Genomic DNA, 25007 nt, shown 5'->3' on the forward strand with positions numbered 1-25007 from the left:
TATGTGGGAATTTGTGTTAGAATAAGAGAGATGCGGGGGGGGGGCGGAGAATATTTGCTTATAACATGTAGTAGAGTTTTTTAGTAAAAATAAAGGAAAATAAGTTATTATAAAAAATGTGGGAATTTTGTGTCAAATATAAAGAAAATAATATTTTAAATATAAATTAAGAAAATGAAAGAAAAAATAAATAGTTAAAGATAAAATATGATTAGATAAATTTATACTCAAAATACTTGAAAACAATAAATGGATTATGTTTTAAGATAATATAGGTATATTATCTTTTTTGTTTATTAAGAAGATTTACACTTAGTAAAACAATAAAACTAAAAATTAAAAGTATGAGGCTATAAATATGAGCTGTAACAAAATCTAAATTTTCCATACTTTCATATATAGCAATACTAGCTACTTTTGTTTCTCCGCTTAAAGAACCACCTATCATTAATACTATACCAAACTCGCCCATAGTATGTGCAAAACTTATCACCAAAGCACTTAATATAGCTGGTTTGATACTAGGTAAGATTACTCTAAAAAGCGTAATGAAAGAATTTTTTCCCAAAGAAAAACTTGCTTCTATAATATTTTTAGAAATCATAGACATTGCATTATATAAAGGATTAAACATAAAAGGTAAAGAATAAATACAACTTGCTATCACCAAACCTTCAAAGGTAAAAGCCAAGGTGATATTAAAGTGTTTTTCTAAAAAATTCCCCAAAAAAGAGTATTTTGAAAATAAAATCAATAAGTAAAAACCAACAACAGATGGTGGTAAAACCAAAGGTAAGGTTATTATAGTTTCTAGAATTTTTTTTGCTCTAAATTGCTTAAAAGTAAAAACCCAAGCAAGAGGTATGCAAAAACAAAACAAAATTATACAAGTAATAAGAGAAAGTTTTATGGAAACTAAAAAAGGCGTCCAATCTATACTTAATAATAATTGCGTCATTATTAAAACTTTCTCAAGTCAATAAGACTTGAGATTATTTTCCTAAATTTGGCTCCATTTCTATAATTTTCCAAGGGAGTCCTTGAGTATTTAGCTCATCCATAAAAGGTTTGGCGTCAAATTCTTCCATGTTAAACACACCTTTTCCTTGCCAAATTCCTTTAGCGATTAGCTTTGTTCCTATCATTGCAGGAACTCCAGTAGTATAACTCACAGCTTGTGCTCCGGTTTCTTTAAAGCATTCTTCGTGATTACAAACATTATAAATATAAACTTGTCTATCTTTTCCATCTTTTACACCGCGAATCACACAACCTATATTAGTATAGCCTTTGGTGCGAGGGCCTAAACTAGCAGGATCAGGAAGCAAAGTTTTTAAAAATTCTATTGGTATTATTTCTTTGCCTTGATGCATAACAGGCTTAATACCTAGCATACCAACATTTTCAAGACATTTCATATGAGTTAAATAGCTTTGCCCAAAAGTCATGAAAAATCTTATTCTTTTTAAACCTTTGATATTTTTTACTAAACTTTCAAGCTCTTCATGATAAAGTAAATAACTATCTTTTACCCCTACTTCAGGATAATCCCACTCCATTTTTATTTCCATAGGATCAGTTTCTATCCATTTGCCATTTTCCCAGTAACGACCTTTAGCAGAAACCTCTCTTAAGTTAATTTCAGGATTAAAATTAGTAGCAAAAGCATAACCATGATCTCCAGCATTACAATCTAATATATCTATATAATGAATTTCATCAAACAAATTTTGCTGTGCATAAGCGCAAAATACATTAGTAACACCTGGATCAAATCCACTACCTAAAAGTCCTAAAATTCCTGCTTGTTTAAACTTATCATTTCTTGCCCATTGTTCTTTATATTCAAATTTAGCTAAATCAGGATGTTCATAGTTTGCAGTATCTACATAGTGGATATTAGTTTGAATGCACGCATCCATTAAAGTAAGATCTTGATAAGGTAAAGCTACATTTAATAAAATTTCAGCTCCTGTTTTTTTGATAAGTTCTACAACAGCAGCGGTGTCATCTGCGTCTATTTGCTCAGTTTGAATTTCTACACCTAAACGCTCTTTTATAAAAGCTGCTATTTCATCACATTTACTTTTAGTTCTACTTGCTAGAGTTATTTTGCTAAAAACATCACTATTCATTGCACATTTTACAGTCGCAACACGGCTTACACCACCTGCACCTATAATCAAAAGATTTTTCATCATTTTTCCTCAAATTTTTTAGAAAATTGTAACAAAAAAACTTTATAAAGTATTGAAATAAAAAAAACAAAAAATAATTTTTATAATGTTTTTTTAAAATAAAACAAGTAAAATGATAATTTTTTAAATTTTTTAAGGACACTTATGAATTTACAAAGTGTAGAACTTTCTTATCCTATTGTTATTACTTTTATTACTTATGCATTTTTAATGCTTTTTATAGGTTTTTATTTTTACAAAAAAAATCAAAACAGTAAAGATTATTTTGTTGGTAATGCCTCCATGGGGCCGGTAATATCTGCCTTAAGTGCAGGTGCTTCTGATATGAGTAGTTGGCTTTTAATGGCTTTTCCTGGTGCTTTATATGCAGCTGGATTAGGGCAAATTTATATAGCCATAGGCTTAAGTTTTGGTATGTTTTTAAACTGGACCTTTGTTGCTAAAAGATTAAAGATTTTTTCTCAAATAGCCAAAGAATGTATTACAATTCCTGATTTTTTCGAAAGTCGCTTTCATGATGATAGACATATTTTAAGAAGCATTTGTGCAGTAGTCATTTTGGTATTTTTTACTATTTACATTAGTGCTGGATTAGTAAGTGGTGCTAAGCTTTTTGAAAGTGTATTTAATTTACCTTATATTTTTGCCTTAAGCATTGGATTTTTAGTTATTGTTTTATATACTTTTTTAGGTGGCTACAAAGCCGTATGTTGGACTGATATGATACAAGGACTTTTAATGATGAGTTCATTAATCATCATTCCTTTTGTGATGATTTTTGAACTTGGTGGCTTTGGCGAAGCTTTTTCTACTATAAATGATGTAAAACCTCAAGCCTTTGGTTTAGATGGTGGTGGTTGGTTAGTCGTAGTATCAACCCTAGCATGGGGGCTTGGTTATTTTGGTCAACCTCATATTTTAATTCGTTTTATCTCTATAAAAAATGTAAAAGAAATTCCTACTGCAACTTTTATAGGCATAACTTGGATGGTAATTTCTTTATTTGGTGCTGCTATGATAGGATTTTTAGGTATTGCTTATATAGCTAAATTTAATCTTACTTTAAATGACCCTGAAAGAATATTTATTGTAATGTCTCAAGTGCTTTTTAATCCTTGGGTGGCAGGAATTTTACTCAGTGCGATTTTAGCAGCTATAATGAGCACTGCGAGTTCTCAACTACTAGTATGCGCTTCTAGCTTGGTGCAAGATTTTTATACACAAATCTTAAAAAGAAAAACAAATGATAAAAATATTACTTTATTATCACGTCTAGGTGTTTTAGCTGTTGCTTGTGTAGCTTTTGTACTTTCACTTGATACGCAAAGTCAAATTTTAGGTATTGTTTCATATGCATGGGCAGGTTTTGGAGCTAGTTTTGGAAGTGTTATTTTATTTTCTTTATTTTATAAAAATATGAGCAAAGAAGGTGCGATAGCTGGAATGGTTAGCGGGGCTTTGACCGTTATATTTTATAAACATTTTGGTTCAAATTTTATAGCAATTTATGAAATCATTCCTGGATTTTTAGTTGCAAGTTGTTTTATTGTAATTTTTAGTATAATTTTTAAAGCAAAAAAACATACAATAAAACACTATGAAAAAATGCTAAAAGAAATTTAAATGTTTAAATCTTTTTTTTATTCAAAAAAATGGGCATTGTGGGCTTATTTGGGTTTGTTTTTTTTACTAGCTTCTTTACTCGCTCAAACTTCCATTAATGTTGCAATAAATGAATGGTATAAAGAATTTTACGATGTTTTACAAGATGCGAAAAATCATAGCATAAATGACTTTTATCATTTTATTAAACAGTTTTTATATTTAGCATTGCCTTATGTATTAATCGCCACTATCACACAATATTTTGGAAGTATTTATGCCTTTAAATGGCGTGAAGCTATGACTTTTGATTATATTAAATTTTGGCAAAAAAAAGATGACAACATAGAAGGTAGTTCACAAAGAATTCAAGAAGATATTTATAATTTTTCAAAAATCATAGAAAGCTTAGGATTGGCTTTTGTTAAGGCAATTATGACCTTAATTGCTTTTGTACCTATCTTATGGATGTTAAGCGCGCATGTTAATTTACCTATCTTAAAAGATATTAATGGCTCTTTAGTATGGATTGCATTTTTGGTTTCTTTGGGAGGTCTTGTTATATCATGGTTTGTTGGCATTAAATTACCCGGTCTTGAATATAATAATCAAAAAGCCGAAGCTGCTTTTAGAAAAGAACTTGTTTTTGCTGAAGATGATAGAAAAAATTATGCAAGCGATGAAAGTATTTTAAGTTTATTTACTGGACTTAAAATCAATTATAAAAGATTATTTTTGCATTATGGGTATTTTAATATATGGCTTTATTTATTTGAGCAAATCATGGTTATAGTGCCTTTTTTAATCATGGCTCCAAGCTTGTTTTTAGGACTTATACAACTTGGGATTATCATACAAGTTGGCAATGCTTTTGATCAAGTTAGATCCTCATTTAGTATTTTCATCACCAACTGGACAACTATCACTCAATTGCGTAGCATTTATAAACGTTTAGATGAATTCGAAAAAAATATTGAATATAGAAAACATAAATTAATTTAAAATATATCATTTATTTTAAGCTAATTTTATAGTTTTGATTTGATATAATTTTGCAAAAATTTTATTAAAGGAGTTTTTTTGGACCCCAGTCAATCTTTAGACTTAAATCAAACATTACCCGCTGTTGCCTCAATTGATGTAGGCTATTCTACTTTTATGATTCTTGTTGCATTAGCTTTAGTGCTTTTAAATGGATTTTTTGTTTTATCTGAATTTGCTATTGTTAAAGTGCGTAGATCAAAACTTGAAGAAATGGTAAAAGAAAAAAAACGCAATGCAAAAAAAGCTTTGGAAGTAACTTCAAAACTAGATACTTATTTAAGTGCTTGCCAACTTGGTATTACATTAAGCTCTCTTGCTCTTGGTTGGATAGGTGAACCTGCTATTGCTAAAATTCTTGAAGTTCCTTTGGCAAATTTAGGTTTAGCTCCAGCATTAATTCATACCATAGCATTTGTTATTGCTTTTGCTATTATCACATTGTTGCATGTTGTATTAGGTGAATTAGTTCCAAAAAGCGTTGCTATCGCTATTGCAGATAAAGCTGTTTTATGGGTTGCAAGACCATTGCATTTATTTTGGTTACTTTTCTTACCTTTTATCAAAACATTTGACTTTTTAGCTGCAATTTCTTTAAAAGTTATAGGTATTAAACCTGCTAAAGAACATGAATTAAGCCACTCTGAAGAAGAAATTAAATTTATTGCAAGTGAAAGCCAAAAAGGTGGAGTTTTAGATGAGTTTGAAACTGAAATCATACGCAATGCAGTTGATTTTTCAGATACAGTAGCAAAAGAAATCATGACACCTAGAAAAGATATGATATGTCTTAACAAACAAAAAAGCTATGAAGAAAATATGCAAATAGTTTGTCAGTACAAACACACACGCTTTCCATACATAGATGGTTCTAAAGATATCATTTTGGGTATGGTACACATTAGAGACATCATGCAAAATGAACTTAGTAAAGATAAGAAAAATTTAGATGATTTTTTAATCAAAATGATCTTAGTTCCAGAAAATATCAGCATATCCAAAGTTCTTTTCATGATGAATAAAGAACAAGTACACACAGCATTAGTAGTAGATGAATATGGTGGCACAGCCGGTCTTTTAACTATGGAAGATATTATGGAAGAAATCGTTGGAGATATTAACGATGAGCATGATGATTCTAGTCCACATTTTAAAAAACTTGCAGAAAACATTTATGAATTTCAAGGAAGATATGAAATTAGTGAAGTAGAAGAAATGCTTGATATACGCTTTAATGAAGAACTAGAGCAAGTCACTATAGGTGGATATGTTTTCAATCTCTTAGGACGCTTACCGGTAGTTGGAGATAGAATAGAAGATGAATTCTGCTACTATGAAGTCAAAAAGATGGATGGAAATAGTATAGAACGCATTAAAGTTGTACGCAAAAATACTGACGAAGAAGAGTGATAAACTCTTCTTTTTACTCTCATATAACCCTTAATCTATTCATTTTAACTTACAAGGAAAATATATGCAATTATATGATGAAATTAATCAATTTATGCAAGAATGCAAAAGCATTATAATATCTTCTTTAAATTTAAACAATCAAACAATATGCTCATATGCACCTATTATAAAAATTAAAAATGATTTTTATATTTATATTAGTGAAATTGCTGAACATTTTGAAGGAGTAAAATACAATAATAAAAACATAGAAATTATGTTTATAGAAGATGAAAAAGATTGTATGTCAATCTTTGCAAGAAAAAGACTTAAATTTAGGGTAGAAAGTATAGAAATAACAAGAGATAATCAGCTATTTGAGCAAGTATTAAATACTTATGAAAATGAAAACAATAAAGAAATAATTCAAGTCATTAAGAATATGCAAGATTTTCATTTATTTCAACTTATACTGAAAAATGGAAGATATGTTAAAGGTTTTGGAAAAGCATATGAAATTAACGAGGGAGTAATTAATTTAATTAATTCAAAAGGACATAAATAATCCAAGATGAGCTATTGCTCATCTTGGATAGATTAACCGTTTCTTTTCTTGATAATTTCTTCAGAAACATTTTTTGGAACTTCGTCATAGTGATCAAATTCCATAGAATAAGTAGCACGGCCTTGAGTTTGGCTTCTAAGATCGGTTGAGTAACCAAACATCTCAGCTAAAGGACAGAATGCTGTAATAATTTTATTACCACCTCTTTCATCCATTGAATTTACTTGGCCACGACGTTTATTTAAATCACCAATAACATCACCCATATATTCTTCCGGAGTTTCAACTTCAACTTTCATCATAGGTTCTAAGATTACAGCACCTGCTTTTCTAGCACCTTCTTTAAAGCCCATAGAAGCTGCAAGTTTAAACGCCATTTCAGAAGAATCCACTTCGTGATAACTTCCATCATAAACAGTTACTTTAACATCTTCAACAGGATATCCTGCTAAAACACCGTTTTGTAATGCTTCTTGAACACCTTTATCAACTGCCGGAATATATTCTTTTGGAATTACCCCACCTTTGATATCATTTACAAACTCATAACCACTACCTGGCTCAAGTGGCTCAAGTCTTAAGAATACATGACCATACTGACCACGACCACCTGATTGTTTAGCGTATTTGTATTCTTGCTCAACTGTTTTTCTAATAGTTTCACGGTAAGCAACTTGAGGTTGACCAACTTCTGCTTCAACTTTAAACTCACGAAGCATTCTATCAACAATGATTTCTAAGTGAAGCTCACCCATACCTGAAATGATAGTTTGACCACTTTCTTCATCTGTAGAAACTCTAAAGCTTGGATCTTCTTGAGCTAATTTATTTAAAGCAATAGACATTTTTTCTTGATCTGCTTTTGTTTTAGGCTCAACAGCAACTGAAATAACAGGATCTGGGAAATCCATTCTCTCTAGAATAACCTTATCTTTTTCACTTGCTAAAGTATCACCAGTTAGTGTGTCTTTAAGACCAACAACCGCTCCAATTTCTCCTGCATATAAAGTTTTAATCTCTTCTCTTTTATTAGAGTGCATTTTCAAAAGACGACCAATTCTTTCTTTTTTATCTTTTGTTGAATTATATGCATAAGAACCGCTTTCTAAACTTCCTCTATATACACGAACGAAAGTTAATTGCCCAACAAAAGGGTCGGTCATAATTTTAAATGCAAGACCTGCGAATTCACCATCATCAGTTGATTTTACAGAAACTTCTGTACCATCTTCATATTCACCTTTGATATTAGCAACTTCATCAGGAGCTGGTAAATAAGCAACAACAGCATCAAGTAATGGTTGAACACCTTTATTTTTAAAAGCTGTACCACAAAGCATAGGAACCATAGAAAGACTTAAACATCCTGCTTTAATACCTGCTTTGATTTCTTCTTGAGTAAGCTCTTCACCGCCTAGATATTTTTCCATTAATTCATCGCTTGTTTCAGAAACCGCTTCTATCATTTTTGTACGATATTCTTCAGCTTTTTCTTTAAGCTCAGCTGGAATTTCTTTTTCTACATAATCAGTCGGTTTGTTTTCATCTTCCCATACCAAAGCTTTCATGGTAATAAGATCAATTACACCTTTGAAATTATCTTCAGCACCGATTGGAATTTGAAGTGGAACTGGGTTGCCTTTTAAGCGATTTTTGATTTGCTCTTCAACATTAAAGAAATTTGCACCAATTCTGTCCATTTTATTTACAAAAACAATTCTTGGAACACCATATTTATTAGCTTGTCTCCATACAGTTTCTGATTGTGGTTGAACTCCACCTACTGAACAAAATACCGCAACAGCGCCATCTAAAACACGCATTGATCTTTCAACTTCGATTGTAAAGTCAACGTGGCCTGGAGTGTCTATAAGGTTGATTTGGTGATTTTTCCAAAAACAAGTTGTAGCAGCAGAAGTAATTGTAATACCCCTTTCTTTTTCTTGCTCCATCCAGTCCATTGTAGCTGCACCATCATGCACCTCACCAATTTTATGACTCATACCTGTAAAGAAAAGAATTCTTTCACTAGTAGTTGTTTTACCTGCGTCAATGTGAGCTGCAATACCTATATTTCTAACTCTTTTTAAAGGAGTACTTCTTGACATGTTTTACTCCTCTTACCAGCGATAATGAGCAAATGCTTTATTAGCTTCTGCCATTTTATAAGTATCTTCTTTCTTCTTGAATGAAGCACCTTTGCTATTAGCTGCATCTAGTAATTCAGCTGCTAATTTTTCAATCATAGTTCTTTCACTTCTTTTTCTAGCAAAAGAAATAATCCATCTTATAGCTAAAGCTTGCTGTCTAGCTGGGCGTACTTCCACTGGAACTTGATAAGTGGCACCACCAACACGACGAGATTTAACTTCTAATAAAGGCTTGATATTTTCAATAGCATCATTAAAAATTTCTATACCTTTTTTTTCTCCACCTTTTTTATCGATAGCTTCTAAAGCACCATACATAATAGTCGTAGCCGTACTTTTTTTACCATCATACATTAAAGAATTAATGAATTTTGTGATTACTTTGTTTCCATAAATCGGGTCTGGCAAGACTTCTCTTACCGGAGCTTTTCTTCTTCTCATAATTTTCCTTCAAATTTATAATTTTACTCAAACAAAATCAAATCTAACGGATTTGTCTGCAATCTTATTACTTAGCTGCTGCTTTAGGGCGTTTTGCACCATATTTAGAACGAGAAACAGTTCTTTTTGCAACACCTGCAGTATCTAAGGCACCACGAACAATGTGATACTTAACACCTGGTAAGTCTTTTACCCTACCACCACGCACTAAAACAATGCTGTGTTCTTGTAGGTTGTGACCTTCACCACCGATATAACTAATAACTTCAAAGCCACTTGTAAGTCTTACTTTGGCAACTTTTCTTAACGCTGAGTTTGGTTTTTTAGGAGTTGTTGTATAAACCCTAGTACAAACTCCCCTTCTTTGTGGGCAATTTTTAAGCGCTGGTGATTTAGATTTTTCTAAAACTTTTTTGCGCTCTTTTCTAACCAATTGATTTATGGTTGGCACAGTAATTCCTTTCATTAATAAAATAATAAACTTTGGATAATATCTAAATTTTACTTATAAAATTATAAACTATTAAGGTTTTCTTGGAGTTTTTCTAAAAACAAATAAATGTGATAAGCATCATTGCTGGCATGATTAACATTAATACTAAAAGGAATGATAAATTTTTTATTTTCTTTTATAATCTTTCTACTTGTTATAATAGGAAAGAAATGTTGCTCTTTTTTTAGCAAGTGTAAAGAAAAATTCTCAAAAGCTATCCAAGGAATAGCAGAAATATTAAAAAGATTATCTATAGGTTCTTTTAAAAACATACTTTTATTACTTTTTAATAATTGTTTATCCTCTTCATATAAAGACAAAAAATCATTTAAATTTTCTTTATAGAAAGTCCAAAGAACAGAAAAAGTTTTAGAGTCCTTGTGAAAAATAGTATAAGAAGGATGGATAATATCATAACATATTAGTTGTTTGTTTTGATCTAAACTAAATTTAAAATTATCAAAAGCATTTATACTTTTACTAGTAGTGTGGATAAAACAAGGGTAGAATTCATAATTATTGTTTTTAATAAAATAATAAAAAGAACTAATATCTAATTTAACAGTAATTTCAAACGAGCAAGGGATATTTTGAGTATAAAAGTTAAAATGTTCTTTTCTTTTATATTGTTCTAAATCAATTATTTTAAACATAAAATACTTTAAAAATCCTAGCAAAATTGCTAGGATTGAAAATTAATTTTGTTGTTTAAGCTTTAAATTTTGATCTCCATAAAGACCTGTACCAACAGGAATCATACGACCTAAGATTACATTTTCTTTTAGATCTTCAAGATAATCAAATTTACCTGCAATACTTGCTTCTGTTAAAACTTTTGTTGTTTCTTGGAATGAAGCAGCTGAAATCACACTATCACTTCCAATAGCTGCTCTTGTAACCCCAAGCAATACAGGCTCAGCTACAGCAGGTTCACCGCCATATCTTAAAATTCTTTCATTTTCTTCTCTGAATTTTCTTCTTGAAACCAAATCACCTACAATAAAGTTTGTATGACCGCTATCAACAATTTTTACTTGTCTTAGCATTTGCGATACGATGATTTCAATATGCTTATCAGAAATCACAACACCTTGACCACGATAAACTTGCTGAATTTCAGAAATAAGATAATAATGCAATGCTTTTTCACCTAAAATTCTAAGCACATCATGACTTGAAATAACTCCATCGGTTAATTTCTCACCCGCATGGATAAATTCACCATCTCTTACTTGAATGCGTTTTGATTTATCAATTAAATACTCTGCACTACTTCCATCTTCTGCTTGGATAATGATTCTTTCTTTTGATCTTAAAGGTTTATCAAACCTAACAACCCCATCAATTTCAGCCACAACAGCAGTATTTTTTGGCTTTCTTGCTTCAAACAATTCAGATACCCTTGGAAGACCTCCAGTAATATCTTTTGACTTAGCCGCTGCCTTTGGAGTTTTAGCTAGGATATCAGCTTGTTTAACCTTATCGCCATCATTTACATAAATAACAGTTTTTGGCTCTAGTTGATAACGCACTACTTTGTCATTTTCACCTATAATTAACAATGCAGGACGCACTCCACTTGGTAAATACTCATTAATAACAAGCGATCTTTTACCCGTTGCTTCATCAATTTGCTCATCAGCACTATAACCTGACTCAATATCTTCAAAGTTAATTGCACCTGCAACTTCTGCGATTACAGTATTATTATACGCATCCCATTCAGCAATAATGGTTTTATCTTCTTTGCTTGATTTTGCTATGATGGTTTTAGGATTATCTACAAAAGCACTATCGTCAAATTCAATCACAGATTCTCTTGGTATATAATGTCTTTTTGCCTCTCTATCATTTTCATCAGCAATAACAACAAAAACACCTTTTTCTTTAACTACATCGCCTTTTTTTAGATTTCTAATTCTATCTAAACCATCCCCTTTAAGCATATAAAACTTCAAAGTACCTTTTGCGCCAGCTATAATATCTTGAGTGATAGGATCTCCATCTTTTACTAGCAACTCACTCGCATAAGGAATACGGTTTGGTATATTCCAACCTTCTTTGATTACTTCTACAATACTTTCATTTTCAGCTACTTCATCACCATCACTATATGGAATATATAATTTACCTTCAATATTACCGCTTACACCCGCAAGTTCATTAGCTTTTGCTAAGTCGTATTTTCTTAATATAAATTTAGCTTCATTGTTTTTCGCTTTAACACTAACCACTACATCTTCATACGCATGTTCAATATGGATAGTTCCTTTAAATGGAGCTTTGATTTTTGGTTCAACAAGTAAAATAGCAGCATTGCGATGATTTGCAACGATAGTTTTACCTTGTCTATCTTCATAGGTATTAAGATTATAAAATCTTACAAAACCTTCTTTGTGTGCTACTACTTGGCGATCTTGTAAATCTGTACTAGCAGTACCACCACTGTGGAAAGTTCTTAGTGTAAGCTGTGTTCCTGGTTCACCGATTGATTGAGCAGATATAATACCTACAGCCTCACCTGGCTTAACTAATTTGCCTTCACCTAGGTTAATACCATAGCATTTAGAACATACGCCTTTTTTAGCTTTACAAGTAATAGGAGTTCTAATACTTACACTCTTTACACCACTTTCAACAATAATCCTAGCTTTTTCTTCATCTACTAAAGTACCTTCTGAGAATAAAATTTCATTAGTAATAGAATCAATAATATTTTCAGCTAAAACTCTTCCTAAAATTCTTTCTTCTAAGGTTTCAATTACAACACCATCTGCAGTGATTTCATTAATCTCAACACCCTCATGTGCGCCACAATCTTCCATTGTAACTTTTACATTTTGCGCCACATCGATAAGTTTTCTTGTCAAATAACCTGCATTTGCTGTTTTTAAGGCTGTATCTGCAAGACCTTTTCTAGCACCGTGAGTTGAAATGAAATATTCAAGAACGTTAAGTCCTTCACGGAAGTTTGAAATAATCGGTGTTTCAATAATAGAACCATCAGGTTTAGCCATAAGACCCCTCATCGCAGCAAGCTGTGAAATTTGAGCTGCTGAACCCCTAGCACCAGAATCTGCCATCATATAAATAGAGTTAAATCCTTCTTTGTCTTTTTTAATTAATTCCATCATATCTTTTGATAAGACATTATTAGTGCTTTTCCAAATATCAATAATCTTATTATATCTTTCGCCTGAAGTAATCAAACCTAAATTATATGAATTTTGGATTTCTCTTACTTGTTTTTTAGCTTCTTCTATACTTTTTTGCTTTTGATCAGGCACAATAATATCAGCAATTGAAATAGAAATACCCGCTTTTGTTGCATATTCAAAACCAAGATCTTTTAATTTATCTAAAAAGCTAGCACTTACTTCAAGGCCACCTTCTTTATAAACATAATCAACCAAAGCTGCAATATCTTTTTTCTTCATGACTTTATTCCACATATTTTCAGGAACAAAATCAGGTAAGATAGACTTAATGATTAATCTTCCCGCAGTCGTAGTGATTTTTCTACCATCAACCACACTTCTAATACTTGCATGAATATCTAAAGATTTTGCTTCTAGGGCAATCATAACCTCTTCAATACCTGTGCAAATTTTATGCTCACCCTTAGCACCATCTTTTTCTAAAGATAGATAATAAATCCCCAAAACCATATCTTGAGAAGGCACAGTCACAGAACGACCACTTGCTGGAAGCAAGATATTCATAGATGAGAGCATTAATACTTTACACTCAGCTATTGCTTCTTGTGATAAAGGCACATGTACAGCCATTTGGTCCCCGTCAAAGTCAGCATTAAACGCTGCACATACTAATGGATGAAGTTGAATTGCCTTGCCCTCTACAAGCACAGGATGGAAAGCTTGAATAGAAAGTTTATGCAAGGTTGGAGCACGGTTAAGCATTACAGGATGACCTTTAACAACCTCTTCTAAACACTCCCAAACCTCATTGGTTTTATTTTCTATCATTTTTTTAGCTTGTTTTACAGTGGTAGCATAACCTTTTTCTTCAAGTTTAGCTAATAAGTGTGGCTTAAATAATTCTAAAGCCATTTTTTTAGGTAAACCACATTGATCCATTCTAAGTTTTGGCCCAACAACAATAACACTACGACCTGAAAAATCCACCCTTTTACCAAGTAGATTTTGTCTGAAACGACCTTGTTTTCCTTTGATGATTTCACTTAAAGATTTTAATGGACGTTTATTTGCACCTTTAACCGCATTTGCTCTTCTACCATTATCAAATAAAGCATCAACTGCTTCTTGAAGCATTCTTTTTTCATTTCTAATGATGATTTCAGGTGCATCAAGTTCCATAAGTCTTTTCAAACGCGTATTTCTATTGATAACTCTTCTGTATAAATCATTCACATCAGAAACTGCAAATTTTCCACCATCTAAAGCTACTAAAGGTCTTAAATCAGGTGGTAATACAGGTAAATTTGTAATCATCATCCACTCGGGACGATTAGGTACCACTTCATCAATATTTGTATTGCTATTTAAATTGCTATTTAAGAAATTTTCTACCACTTTTAAACGTTTGATGATAGTTTTTTTCTTTGCTTCTGAATTAGTTGCTGCAATATCTTCTTTTAGTTTATTTAAAAGCTCAACAAGATCTAAATTTGCTAGCAAATCTCTAACAACTTCACCACCCATTCTAGCTTTAAATCCACTACTTTCATAGCGTTGCATTAAATTTAAATATTGCTCTTCATTTAATACATCACAAAATTCAACTTTTTTAGTATTTTCATTATCATAGTAAGCATCACCTGGATTTTCTACTATATATGCTTCATAATACAATACGCGTTCTAAGTCTTTCATCTTTACGCCAAGCAAAGTACCGATACGACTTGGTAAAGAATTTACATACCAAATATGTGCCACCGGTGTAACTAGCTCAATATGTCCCATTCTTGAGCGGCGTACTTTAGAACTAGTGACTTCAACACCACATTTTTCACACTTAATGCCTTTGAAGCGCATTTTTTTATATTTACCACAAAGACACTCATAATCTCTTACTGGTCCAAAAATTTTAGCACAAAAAAGCCCGTCTCTTTCAGGCTTTAAGGTTCTATAATTAATCGTTTCTGGTTTTTTTACTTCCCCATAAGACCATGATTTGATTTTTTCAGGACTTGCAAGTCTTAATTGAAAAGCTTCAAAGTCTCTAGGTCTGCCATCTTCTTTTATTTCGATAGGTTTAAATTTACTCATTATTCTCATCCTTATCAAAAATCTCAACATCTAAAGCAAGAGATTTTAATTCATTTGTAAGTACAAAGAATGTTTCTGGAATACCTGTTGCTGGAACATTCTCACCTTTTGTTAAAGCTTTATAAGCACTAAATCTACCTTCAACATCATCAGATTTTATGGTTAACATTTCTCTTAAAGTATGAGCCGCTCCATAAGCTTCAAGAGCCCAAACCTCCATCTCACCAAATCTTTGTCCACCAAATAAAGCCTTACCACCAACTGGTTGTTGTGTTACAAGACTATAAGGTCCAGTACTTCTTGCGTGAACTTTTTCATCTACTAAGTGGTGTAATTTAAGCATATACATACATCCAACATGTACACGCTCTGCCATTTTTTCACCAGTTCTTCCATCATAAAGTTCGCTTTTTCCATCCATAGCTATTTTAGCCATCTCAAAAAGCTTACCAAATTCTTCAACCGTTACACCCTCAAATACAGGAGTAGCAAATTTTACCCCTTTAGCCCAATCTCTAGCATAAGAAATAAGTTGCTCATCATTTAAAGTTTGCACAAATTTCTTTTCTAGCTCAAGTCTAGATACACTACAAATTTCAAGAATTTTTTCGCGTAATTCTTTTACAAAATCTTTTTGTTTTCTATCAAAAATTTCTTGAATTTGATCACCTAGTCTCATACCAACAATTCCTAAGTGACTTTCAAGAATTTGCCCTATATTCATACGGCTTGGAACCCCTAAAGGATTTAAAGCTATATCAATAGGTCTTCCATCAGGTAAATATGGCATATCAACTTCTGGAACGATATTAGAAACAATACCTTTATTTCCATGGCGTCCTGCCATTTTATCTCCAACTTTTAATTTTCTCTTAGTCGCGATATATACTTTAACAAGTTTTACTACTCCACTTGGTAAAATATCATCTTTTTCTAAAATTTCTAATTTTTCATCATGTTCTGTTTTAAGTTTTTTCTTCTCATTTTGGAAATGGTTTTTTAAATCATCGTATTCTTTTTGCACTTCTTTAGAATAAGCCTTAACTAAAGAATTTAATGCAAAACGATTAATTTTTTCTAATTCTGCAATTTCTACTTTGGAACCTTTTTTATATTTAACACCATTTATTTCTTCATCTGAATTTAAAGGTGACTTAGAAAGTAAAGAACAAACCCTTAAAGTTTCTTCTCTATCCATCATTAAAAGTCTATCATGATGTTCTTTTTCAAGGTTTAATTTTTCATCATCATAAGCTTTTATAGCACGTGCATCTTTTTCATAACCTTTTTTAGTAAAGATTTTTACATCTACAACAACACCTTCTAGTGAAGCAGTTGCATATAAAGATTTATTTACAACATGTCCAGCTTTTTCGCCAAAAATAGCTCTTAATAATCTTTCTTCAGGTGTAGGTTTTACTTCGCCTTTAGGAGAAACTTTACCCACTAAAATCATGCCAGGCTTAATATGAGTTCCTATTTTAGCAATACCACTCTCATCAAGATGTGCTAAATCCTCTTCTTTTACATTTGGAATATCTTTTGTAATTTCTTCTACACCATCTTTAAGTTCTCTAGCCTCTACTTCTTTTTCATAAATATGAACGCTAGTAAAAGTATCTTCACGTAAAATTTTCTCACTAATTACAATAGCATCTTCATAGTTATACCCATGCCATGGCATAAATGCGATTAAAGCATTTTTACCAATAGCAAGTTCGCCTTGATCCATACTTGGACCATCTGCAATGATTTGACCTGCTTGAACAAATTCACCTTTTTTAACAATCGGATGTTGAATAAAAGTTGTATTTTGGTTAGTTCTTAGATTTTTTTCCATTTTGTAATGATCAATAAATGGTCCATTTTCATCTTCACCCAAAATGAAAATATTTTTATTATCAACCTTTTCTACAATCCCTGCTCTTTTAGCTTTAATAGCTTCCCAAGCATCACGAGCAATGATTTTTTCCATACCAGTACCTACTATAGGTGCTTGTGCGGTTAGTAAAGGCACTGCTTGACGCTGCATGTTTGAACCCATCAAAGCTCTGTTTGCATCATCATGCTCTAAGAATGGAATCAAAGATGCTGCAACCCCTACTATCATACCCGAACAAAGGTCAATCAAATGTACTTCTTCTCTTCTTGCTAAGATTGTTTCACCATCTTGTCTTGCTTCAACAAATTCTTCAACAATATTACCTTTTTCATCAATTTTAGTTGAAGCTGCTGCGATCACTAAACCTTCTTCTTGAGTAGCGGTTAAATAAACGATTTCATTGCTTACTTTACCATTTTCTACTTTCTTATAAGGTGCTTCAACAAAACCTAGATCATTTACTTTAGCATAAGTTGAAAGTGTATTAATCAAACCGATATTTTGACCTTCTGGAGTTTCAACAGGACAAATTCTTCCATAATGTGTTGCGTGGACATCACGCACCTCAAATCCTGCTCTTTCTTTTACTAAACCACCCTCACCAAGTGCAGATAAACGGCGCTTGTGAGTTACTTCACTCAATGGGTTTGTTTGATCCATAAATTGAGATAATTGACCACCAGTAAAAAATTCCATAATGGTTACAGTAATTGTTTTAGGATTGATCAAATCATAAGGCATTACTTTGTCAATATCTGCATTTAAAGCCGTAAATTTATCTCTAATAGATTTTTGCATTTTAGCAAGACCTACATGAAGTTCATTCGCTAAAAGCTCTCCGATTGATCTAATACGACGATTACCCAAGTGATCTCTATCATCGATATGGCCTCTACCATTTTTTACTTTAATTAAATATTTTGCAGTTTTTACTATATCTTCATTAGTTAAAACTGTAACGTATTCAGGCGTATCTAAACCTAATTTATGGTTCATTTTCATACGACCAACTTTTGTTAGGTCATATCTTTCAGGATTGAAAAATAAATCATTCACAAAAGCTTTTGCAGCATCTTTTACTACAGGCTCACCTGGTCTCATCACTTTATAAATTCTAATAGCTGCTAAATCATTTTCATCTTCTATATTTTCTGTTTGTTTTAATAATTTTAAAGTTTCATTATCTTGAATAAAAGAATTAATAATAGCAGCATCTACTCCATTAGCTAAATCGTTTGCAATATCAAACTGTTTTTCTTCTTTAATTTTTGCTAGTTTTCCTTCATCTAATAGTGTTAAAGAATCATATAAAACTTCACCGGTTTCTTTATTAATGATAGGATTAGCTAAATATCTATTTGTTAAAATTTCAACTGGATATTCAACCCATTTAACACCATCTTTTACAAGCTGTTCTGCCTTTTTCTTTGTCATTCTTTTACCAGCTTGATGAATTACATTACCTTTTTCATCTTTTAAGTCATATTCAACTCTATCTAAAAAGTCATTTGGATTAAATTCGGTTAAGAATTTATCTTTTTTTACATGAATAGTTTGTATAGGGTAGAATAATTTTATAATATCTTGTTTTTTATAACCAAGTGCTCTAAATAAAATTGTAATAGGCACTTTTCTTCTTTTATTGATACGTACATAAAGTACATCTTTAGCATCATATTCAAAATAAAGCCAAGAACCACGATCTGGTATAATTTGAGCTGTATATACTAATTTATTTGCAACAGTAGAACTTTCTTCTTCTTTGAAGATAACACCTGGACTTCTATGAAGCTGATTAACTACAACCCTTTCTACTCCGTTGATAATAAAAGAAATTCTATCTGTCATTAAAGGAATTTCTCTAATATAAATTTCTTGTTCTTTAATATCTTTTATACCAATTTTCTCACCCGTTTTTTCATCTTTTTCATGTAAAGTTAAACGGATCTTCATTTTTAAATTTACAGAATAAGTCAAACCTCTTTCCATACACTCTCTAATGGTATATTTAGGCTTACCTACTTCACTACTTACATATTCTAAACTTAATCTATTTTGCGGATCATGGATTGGAAAGATAGATTTAAATACTTTTTCAATTCCGCTTTCTGAATTTTTTGCATCTAAATTTAAAAAATAATCAAAACTCTTTTTTTGTAATTGTAATAAATTTGGAATGTCTATTTGTTGTGGAACATTCGAGAAGTCTATTCTTAAACGATTTCCTGATTGTGAATTTAACATATTATTATACCCCATGGTAAAAGTATTGAAAGAAAGAATCCTTAATTAAAGGAAAACAAGAAAGGATATATAATCCTTTCTTTTAAAAAACAAAAAATTATTTAAGCTCAACCTTAGCGCCAGCTTCTTCAAGTTGCTTTTTAGCTTCTTCAGCTTCAGCTTTGCTAACACCTTCTTTAAGAACTGATGGAGTTTGCTCAACTGCATCTTTTGCTTCTTTTAATCCAAGACCAGTTAATGCACGAACAACTTTAATTACGTTGATTTTTTTATCACCACCATCTTGTAATACAATATCAAATTCAGTTTTTTCTTCAGCAGCACCGCCAGCAGCACCTGCAACAGCAGCACCTGCAACCATAACTGGAGCAGCAGAAACACCAAATTTTTCTTCAAATTCTTTTACTAATTCTGAAAGCTCAAGAACACTTAGGTTAGAAATAAATTCTAATACATCTTCTTTAGTAATTGCCATTTTTTATCCTTTTTATAATTTTATTCAGCTTCTTTTTTTTCTTTTAATGCATTTAATCCAATTGTGAAATTGGTGATTGGTGCATTCCAAACTTGCAAAAGCATAGCAAGTAATTCATTGCGAGAAGGCATTTTAGCTAAAGCTTTAACTTTATCTACAGAAGCAACTTCGCCTTCGATAAATGCAGTTTTGATCTCAAATGCTTGATTAGCTTCGCTAAATTTATCAGCAACTTTTGAAACATTTAATTGGTCTTCACCCCAAAGATAAATATTAGTATCTTTAAGTTCCATTCCATCTTTGCCGGCATTTTTAAGAGCAATACTTGCTAAAGTATTTTTAATAATTTGAACTTTAACATCCATTTCTCTCGCATTATTTCTTAACTCTTCAAGTTTTTTAGTGTTTAAACCCTTATAGTTACAAACTACAACAGCTTCACTAGCTTTAAAACCTTCTTCAAGTTTAGAAACAAGTTCAACTTTTTGGCTTTTAGTCATCTTTACTCCTTTCCGACCGGTGATTTCAAGCAGAGCAGAAAATCTAATTAAGTCCTAGGACCTCGGCTATCTCCAATCTAAGATAAAAATTAGATAAAATAAAAGTTATTATCTTATCTAATTTTTATTAATGAGAGTAAAACTCTCATTAATTTTATTTTGTATCAAGTAATTCTTGAGTATCAAGAGAAAGAGAAGGACTCATAGTTAAAGAAAGACTAGCGTTTTTAATATATCTTCCTTTTGCAGCCGCTGGTTTGTGTTTATTAATAGCTTTTACAAATGCTGTCATATTTTCTTTTAATTGCTCTTGAGTAAAGCTAACTTTACCTAAACCTGCATGGATATTTCCTTGTTTATCAACACGGAAGTTAACTTGACCATTTTTAGCATTATTCACAGCTTGTGCAACATCCATTGTCACAGTACCTGTTTTAGGATTTGGCATCAAACCTTTAGGCCCTAAAATACGACCTACTTTACCAACTAAACCCATCAAATTTGGAGTAGCAATTAAAACATCAAAATTCATATTTCCTTTTTGAATTTCTTCTACTAAATCATCACTACCAACTATATCAGCACCTGCATTTTTTGCCTCATCAGCTTTTGTATCTTTTGCTATAACAGCAACACGCACTTTTTTACCTGTACCACAAGGTAAAACTACACTACCTCTTACCATTTGATCTGCATGTCTTGGATCAACATTTAATTTTAAAGCAATTTCAACTGTTTCATCAAATTTAGCAGAAGCAAGAGTTTTAACTGTGCTTATTGCTTCATCCATTAAGTAATTTTTATTTGAATCAATTTTTTTTAATAATTCTGTAAATCTTTTAGTATTTTTAGACATTAATTTTTCTCCGCATTTTATATAAAGTGCTACCGCCTTTTTAAACTCTTGGCGGTAAAGAGTATTAATCTACGATTTCAACACCCATAGAACGAGCAGAACCCATAATAATCTTAGCAGCTTGCTCTCTATCTTTTGTGTTCATATCAGCTATTTTTTTATCAACAATTTCTAAAACTTGTGCTTTAGTTAATTTACCTACTTTGTTTTTTAAAGGATTATCTGCACCTTTAGAAATACCTGCAGCTTTTTTGATTAAATCTGTAGCTGGTGGTTGTTTTGTGATAAATGTAAAGCTTTTATCTGCATAAACAGTAATAACAACTGGAATATTAAAACCAGCCATATCTTTTGTTCTTTCATTAAATGCTTTACAAAATTCCATAATATTAACACCTTGTTGACCCAAAGCAGGACCAACTGGAGGTGATGGATTAGCCTTAGTAGCAGCTATTTGTAATTTTATTTCTCCTACGACTTTTTTAGCCATAACCTTTCTCCTTTACTTGCTATATTATCAAACTATTTTTTCAACTTGAGAGTATAAGATCTCTACTGGAGTTGATCTACCAAATATTGAAACATTTAGTTTTAAAACTCCTCTAACCATATCATATTCTTCTACAATACCTACAAAGTTTGCAAAAGGACCTTCGGTTATTCTTACACTTTCTTCTTTATCAAATGAAATTTTAGGTTTAGGTGCTGCTTTATTTTTCACCTTTTCTAAAATAAGATTGATATCTTTTTCACTCAATGGGGTTGGTTTTTTACTTTCCCCTATAAAACGACCAACTTTTGGCAAAGATTGAATTTTATGCCAAAGTTCTGTTGATAAGTCAATATTGGCAAATACATAGCCTGAATATAAACTTCTTTCGCTTATTTTTTCTTTACCATTTTTAAATTCGATCACATCTTCAGTTGGAACAATCACTTCTAGTAATTGCTCTTGAATTCCATGATCTCTAACTAAATTTTCTATAGCTCTTTTTACAGCCATTTCACTACCTGCATAAGTTTGAATTGCATACCATTTATGATTCATTATTTTATCCTATAATCTTAGATAATGAAAATGACATAATCAAGTCAACCAATGCTAAAAATAATGAAACAACAGTAACAACTACAAAAACTGTAATATAAGCATTTCTAACTTGCTCTTTCAAAGGCCAAATAACTTTTGATAATTCAGCTTTTGACAATTTAAAATAAGTTATTAGTTTTTCCATATTTTACCTTATTTTGTGGCAGGGCAAGAGGGATTCGAACCCCCAACCATCGGATTTGGAATCCGGCGCTCTACCGTTGGAGCTATTGCCCTAAGGGCTTTTATATAAAAGCCTTAACTTTTTAATTTAACTTCTTTATGAACTGTATGTTTTTTTAATCTTGGGCAATATTTTTTTAATTCTAATTTTTCAGTTGTATTTTTACTATTTTTAAAAGTACTGTAATTAATATCACCGCACTCTTCACATTTCAAGCCAACTTTAATTCTCATTTTTATTCCTTAAAAAGCGAGATAAAATCTCGCTTATGATTATTTAATAATTTTAGATACAACACCTGAACCAACAGTACGGCCACCTTCACGGATAGCAAAACGAGTACCTTCTTCAAGTGCAACTGGTGCAATAAGACTTACAGTAATTCTAACATTCTCACCTGGCATAACCATTTCAACGCCTTCTGCAAGTTGGATAGAACCAGTAACGTCTGTTGTTCTTACATAGAACTGTGGTCTATAGTTATTAAAGAATGGAGTGTGACGACCACCTTCATCTTTATTTAAAATATAAACTTCTGCTTCAAAGTCAGTATGTGGAGTAATTGATTTTGGCTTAGCAAGAACCATACCACGAAGAACATCTTCTTTTTTAGTACCACGTAGAAGAACACCTACGTTATCACCTGCTTCACCTTGATCCATTTCTTTTCTAAACATTTCAACACCAGTTACTGTAGTGCTTTGTGTTTCTCTAATACCAACGATTTCAATAGTGTCACCAACTTTAACAACACCTTTTTCAATTCTACCAGTAACAACTGTACCACGACCTGAAATTGAGAATACGTCTTCGATTGGCATTAAGAAATCTTTATCTGTATCACGAGCTGGAGTTGGGATATACTCATCAACTGCTGCCATAAGATCTAGGATTTTTTTAGACCATTCACCATCTTGTCCAGCTTTTGCTTCTTCAAGAGCTTGTAAAGCAGAACCTGAAATAATTGGAGTGTCATCTCCTGGGAAGTCATAAGAACTTAATAATTCTCTAATTTCCATTTCAACTAATTCTAATAATTCAGCATCATCAACCATATCAGCTTTATTCATGAAAACAACGATATATGGTACACCTACTTGGCGAGAAAGCAAGATGTGTTCTCTAGTTTGTGGCATTGGGCCATCTGCAGCAGAAACAACAAGAATAGCACCGTCCATTTGAGCAGCACCAGTAATCATATTTTTAACATAGTCAGCGTGACCTGGGCAGTCTACGTGAGCATAGTGACGATTTTCTGTTTCATACTCAATGTGAGAAGTTGCAATAGTAATACCACGCTCTTTTTCTTCAGGAGCATTGTCGATATTATCATAATCTTTAAGCTCAGCCAAACCTCTTCTTGAAAGAACAGCAGAGATAGCAGCTGTTAAAGTTGTTTTACCGTGGTCAACGTGACCAATAGTACCAATATTTACGTGAGGCTTATTACGTGAAAATTTTTCTTTAGCCATCTTTTTCCTCCATATAAAATTTACAAACAAATACTAATTTATGTTTTATAATCTTTTGAAATCAATGGAGCTCATAGCGGGACTTGAACCCGCGACCTCTCCCTTACCAAGGGAGTGCTCTACCTCTGAGCCATACGAGCGCTCAGAAAAATTAAAAACATAAATTATAAAATTTTGGAAATTTGAAACTGCTAGAAATTCTGAATTTAAAAACAGCTCCCAGTTTCACTCTACCAAAATTAGGTTGGAGCGGGAAACGGGACTCGAACCCGCGACCCTCAGCTTGGAAGGCTGATGCTCTAGCCAACTGAGCTACTCCCGCAAAGCAATGGTGGTGAGTCGTGGATTCGAACCACGGAAGGCGAAAGCCAGCAGATTTACAGTCTGCCCTCGTTGGCCACTTGAGTAACTCACCATGAATAAAAATGCTTTTTATTTCTGGTCAAACACTGCTATTAACAATGGAGCTGGTTAAGGGACTTGAACCCCCGACCTGCTGCTTACAAGGCAGCTGCTCTACCAACTGAGCTAAACCAGCAAAAAATAAAGTTGAATTATAATGTAATTTTGAATTAATGTCAAGTGTTTTAAATAATTTTGTATAATTTTTTTAAAAAAATAAAGGATAAATATGAAAATTTTATTTTCACCTAGTGAAAGCAAAAGCAAAACAAACACACAAACTTGTATAAATGAAAACTCTTTTGTTTTTAGTAATTTATATAGCAAAAGACTAGAAGTGCTTACAAAATATAAAAATCATATAAAACAATGCAGTGAAGGCGAACTTGAAAAGTTTTTTGGTATAAAAGATAAAAACGAAATGCAAGAGCTAACTCAAGATATTATAACGAAAGACACAATCAAAGCTATCCAAAGATACAATGGAGTTGCTTTTGATTATTTAGACTATGAAAATTTAAGTGAGGTTTCAAAAGAATACATAGATGAGAATGTTTTGATTTTTTCTAATCTTTTTGGTCCTATTTTAGCAAAAGATTTAATACCTTATTATAAATTAAAGCAAGGAGAGAAAATCAAAGATTTTAATATAGAAAAATTTTATAAAGATAATTTTTCTGATGAACTTGATAAATTTTTAGAAAATGAATTGATAATTGATCTTAGAGCTAAATTTTATGAAAAATTTTATACTATTAAAAAGCCTTTTTT

Annotated in this window: 21 protein-coding genes and 5 tRNA genes; 5 read left to right on the plus strand and 21 right to left on the minus strand. The window is 31.8% G+C overall.

Features of this window, described 5'->3' with window-relative positions:
• Nucleotides 1-280 precede the first annotated feature (280 nt).
• Complete coding sequence (gene modB / locus CAMP18497_RS07500) at nt 281-958, minus strand: molybdate ABC transporter permease subunit (protein ID WP_337213560.1); 678 nt, start codon at nt 956-958, stop codon at nt 281-283.
• Between the two features lie 34 nt (nt 959-992).
• Nucleotides 993-2198 carry a saccharopine dehydrogenase family protein gene (locus tag CAMP18497_RS07505; RefSeq protein WP_258108988.1) on the minus strand — a complete coding sequence of 402 codons (1206 nt, stop codon included), beginning with the start codon at nt 2196-2198 and terminating at the stop codon, nt 993-995.
• Nucleotides 2199-2342: 144 nt separating this feature from the next.
• On the opposite strand from CAMP18497_RS07505, the gene putP reads away from it, so the two are divergent.
• The 4 genes from putP to CAMP18497_RS07525 all read left to right on the plus strand — a co-directional run bounded on the left by putP (nt 2343) and on the right by CAMP18497_RS07525 (nt 6798).
• A complete protein-coding gene (gene putP, locus CAMP18497_RS07510; protein ID WP_337213563.1) occupies nt 2343-3821 on the plus strand; it encodes a sodium/proline symporter PutP in 1479 nt (492 codons plus the stop codon).
• On the plus strand, nt 3822-4802 hold the full coding sequence (locus CAMP18497_RS07515) for a putative transporter (RefSeq protein ID WP_337213565.1): 981 nt from the start codon (nt 3822-3824) through the stop codon (nt 4800-4802).
• Between the two features lie 78 nt (nt 4803-4880).
• Nucleotides 4881-6251 (plus strand): hemolysin family protein, encoded by a 1371-nt coding sequence (locus CAMP18497_RS07520; RefSeq protein ID WP_263664233.1) that lies wholly within the window; start codon nt 4881-4883, stop codon nt 6249-6251.
• 64 nt (nt 6252-6315) lie between these two features.
• Complete coding sequence (locus tag CAMP18497_RS07525) at nt 6316-6798, plus strand: pyridoxamine 5'-phosphate oxidase family protein (RefSeq protein ID WP_337213568.1); 483 nt, start codon at nt 6316-6318, stop codon at nt 6796-6798.
• A gap of 32 nt (nt 6799-6830) precedes the next feature.
• Here the strand turns inward: CAMP18497_RS07525 and fusA are convergent, their stop codons facing one another.
• From fusA to CAMP18497_RS07620, 19 genes are all read right to left on the minus strand, one after another.
• Nucleotides 6831-8906, minus strand: a complete 2076-nt coding sequence (fusA, locus tag CAMP18497_RS07530; protein ID WP_039617755.1) for an elongation factor G — start codon at nt 8904-8906, stop codon at nt 6831-6833.
• 12 nt (nt 8907-8918) lie between these two features.
• A complete protein-coding gene (gene rpsG / locus CAMP18497_RS07535) occupies nt 8919-9389 on the minus strand; it encodes a 30S ribosomal protein S7 (RefSeq protein WP_012661188.1) in 471 nt (156 codons plus the stop codon).
• A gap of 67 nt (nt 9390-9456) precedes the next feature.
• The gene (rpsL, locus tag CAMP18497_RS07540) at nt 9457-9840 is read right to left on the minus strand and encodes a 30S ribosomal protein S12 (RefSeq protein ID WP_012661187.1); all 384 of its coding nucleotides are present in this window, start codon (nt 9838-9840) and stop codon (nt 9457-9459) included.
• Nucleotides 9841-9902: 62 nt separating this feature from the next.
• The gene (locus tag CAMP18497_RS07545; RefSeq protein ID WP_337213571.1) at nt 9903-10535 is read right to left on the minus strand and encodes a CatA-like O-acetyltransferase; all 633 of its coding nucleotides are present in this window, start codon (nt 10533-10535) and stop codon (nt 9903-9905) included.
• A gap of 42 nt (nt 10536-10577) precedes the next feature.
• On the minus strand, nt 10578-15131 hold the full coding sequence (gene rpoC / locus CAMP18497_RS07550; protein ID WP_337213573.1) for a DNA-directed RNA polymerase subunit beta': 4554 nt from the start codon (nt 15129-15131) through the stop codon (nt 10578-10580).
• Nucleotides 15124-19257, minus strand: coding sequence for a DNA-directed RNA polymerase subunit beta (gene rpoB / locus CAMP18497_RS07555; RefSeq protein WP_263677917.1), 4134 nt, complete (start codon nt 19255-19257; stop codon nt 15124-15126). Before rpoB ends, rpoC begins: the two co-directional genes overlap by 8 nt.
• A gap of 97 nt (nt 19258-19354) precedes the next feature.
• Nucleotides 19355-19732 (minus strand): 50S ribosomal protein L7/L12, encoded by a 378-nt coding sequence (gene rplL, locus CAMP18497_RS07560; protein WP_012661184.1) that lies wholly within the window; start codon nt 19730-19732, stop codon nt 19355-19357.
• A gap of 20 nt (nt 19733-19752) precedes the next feature.
• Nucleotides 19753-20232 carry a 50S ribosomal protein L10 gene (rplJ, locus tag CAMP18497_RS07565; RefSeq protein ID WP_039617749.1) on the minus strand — a complete coding sequence of 160 codons (480 nt, stop codon included), beginning with the start codon at nt 20230-20232 and terminating at the stop codon, nt 19753-19755.
• Nucleotides 20233-20386: 154 nt separating this feature from the next.
• Entirely contained in the window at nt 20387-21088 is a 702-nt protein-coding gene (rplA, locus tag CAMP18497_RS07570) for a 50S ribosomal protein L1 (RefSeq protein WP_337213576.1), read from the minus strand.
• A gap of 64 nt (nt 21089-21152) precedes the next feature.
• Nucleotides 21153-21578, minus strand: coding sequence for a 50S ribosomal protein L11 (gene rplK, locus CAMP18497_RS07575; RefSeq protein ID WP_012661181.1), 426 nt, complete (start codon nt 21576-21578; stop codon nt 21153-21155).
• A gap of 27 nt (nt 21579-21605) precedes the next feature.
• Nucleotides 21606-22139: a transcription termination/antitermination protein NusG gene (gene nusG, locus CAMP18497_RS07580; RefSeq protein ID WP_087684660.1), complete on the minus strand. Its 534-nt coding sequence runs from the start codon at nt 22137-22139 to the stop codon at nt 21606-21608.
• Nucleotide 22140: 1 nt separating this feature from the next.
• A complete protein-coding gene (secE, locus tag CAMP18497_RS07585; RefSeq protein WP_039617745.1) occupies nt 22141-22323 on the minus strand; it encodes a preprotein translocase subunit SecE in 183 nt (60 codons plus the stop codon).
• 16 nt (nt 22324-22339) lie between these two features.
• Nucleotides 22340-22415, minus strand: a tRNA-Trp gene (locus tag CAMP18497_RS07590).
• A 21-nt stretch (nt 22416-22436) separates the two neighbouring features.
• A complete protein-coding gene (rpmG, locus tag CAMP18497_RS07595; RefSeq protein WP_039617743.1) occupies nt 22437-22595 on the minus strand; it encodes a 50S ribosomal protein L33 in 159 nt (52 codons plus the stop codon).
• Nucleotides 22596-22634: 39 nt separating this feature from the next.
• On the minus strand, nt 22635-23834 hold the full coding sequence (tuf, locus tag CAMP18497_RS07600) for an elongation factor Tu (RefSeq protein ID WP_039617742.1): 1200 nt from the start codon (nt 23832-23834) through the stop codon (nt 22635-22637).
• A 65-nt stretch (nt 23835-23899) separates the two neighbouring features.
• Nucleotides 23900-23974: transfer RNA gene (locus CAMP18497_RS07605), tRNA-Thr, on the minus strand.
• 105 nt (nt 23975-24079) lie between these two features.
• Nucleotides 24080-24156: transfer RNA gene (locus tag CAMP18497_RS07610), tRNA-Gly, on the minus strand.
• 7 nt (nt 24157-24163) lie between these two features.
• A tRNA-Tyr gene (locus tag CAMP18497_RS07615) sits at nt 24164-24249 on the minus strand.
• Nucleotides 24250-24296: 47 nt separating this feature from the next.
• Nucleotides 24297-24372, minus strand: a tRNA-Thr gene (locus CAMP18497_RS07620).
• 93 nt (nt 24373-24465) lie between these two features.
• Here CAMP18497_RS07620 and yaaA point away from each other — a divergent pair.
• Nucleotides 24466-25007, plus strand: a 542-nt coding sequence (gene yaaA / locus CAMP18497_RS07625; protein WP_337213579.1) for a peroxide stress protein YaaA, incomplete at its 3' end; no start/stop codon positions are given.

This window comes from Campylobacter sp. W0066.1 (assembly GCF_024723635.1).
Classification (GTDB): domain Bacteria; phylum Campylobacterota; class Campylobacteria; order Campylobacterales; family Campylobacteraceae; genus Campylobacter_D; species Campylobacter_D lari_C.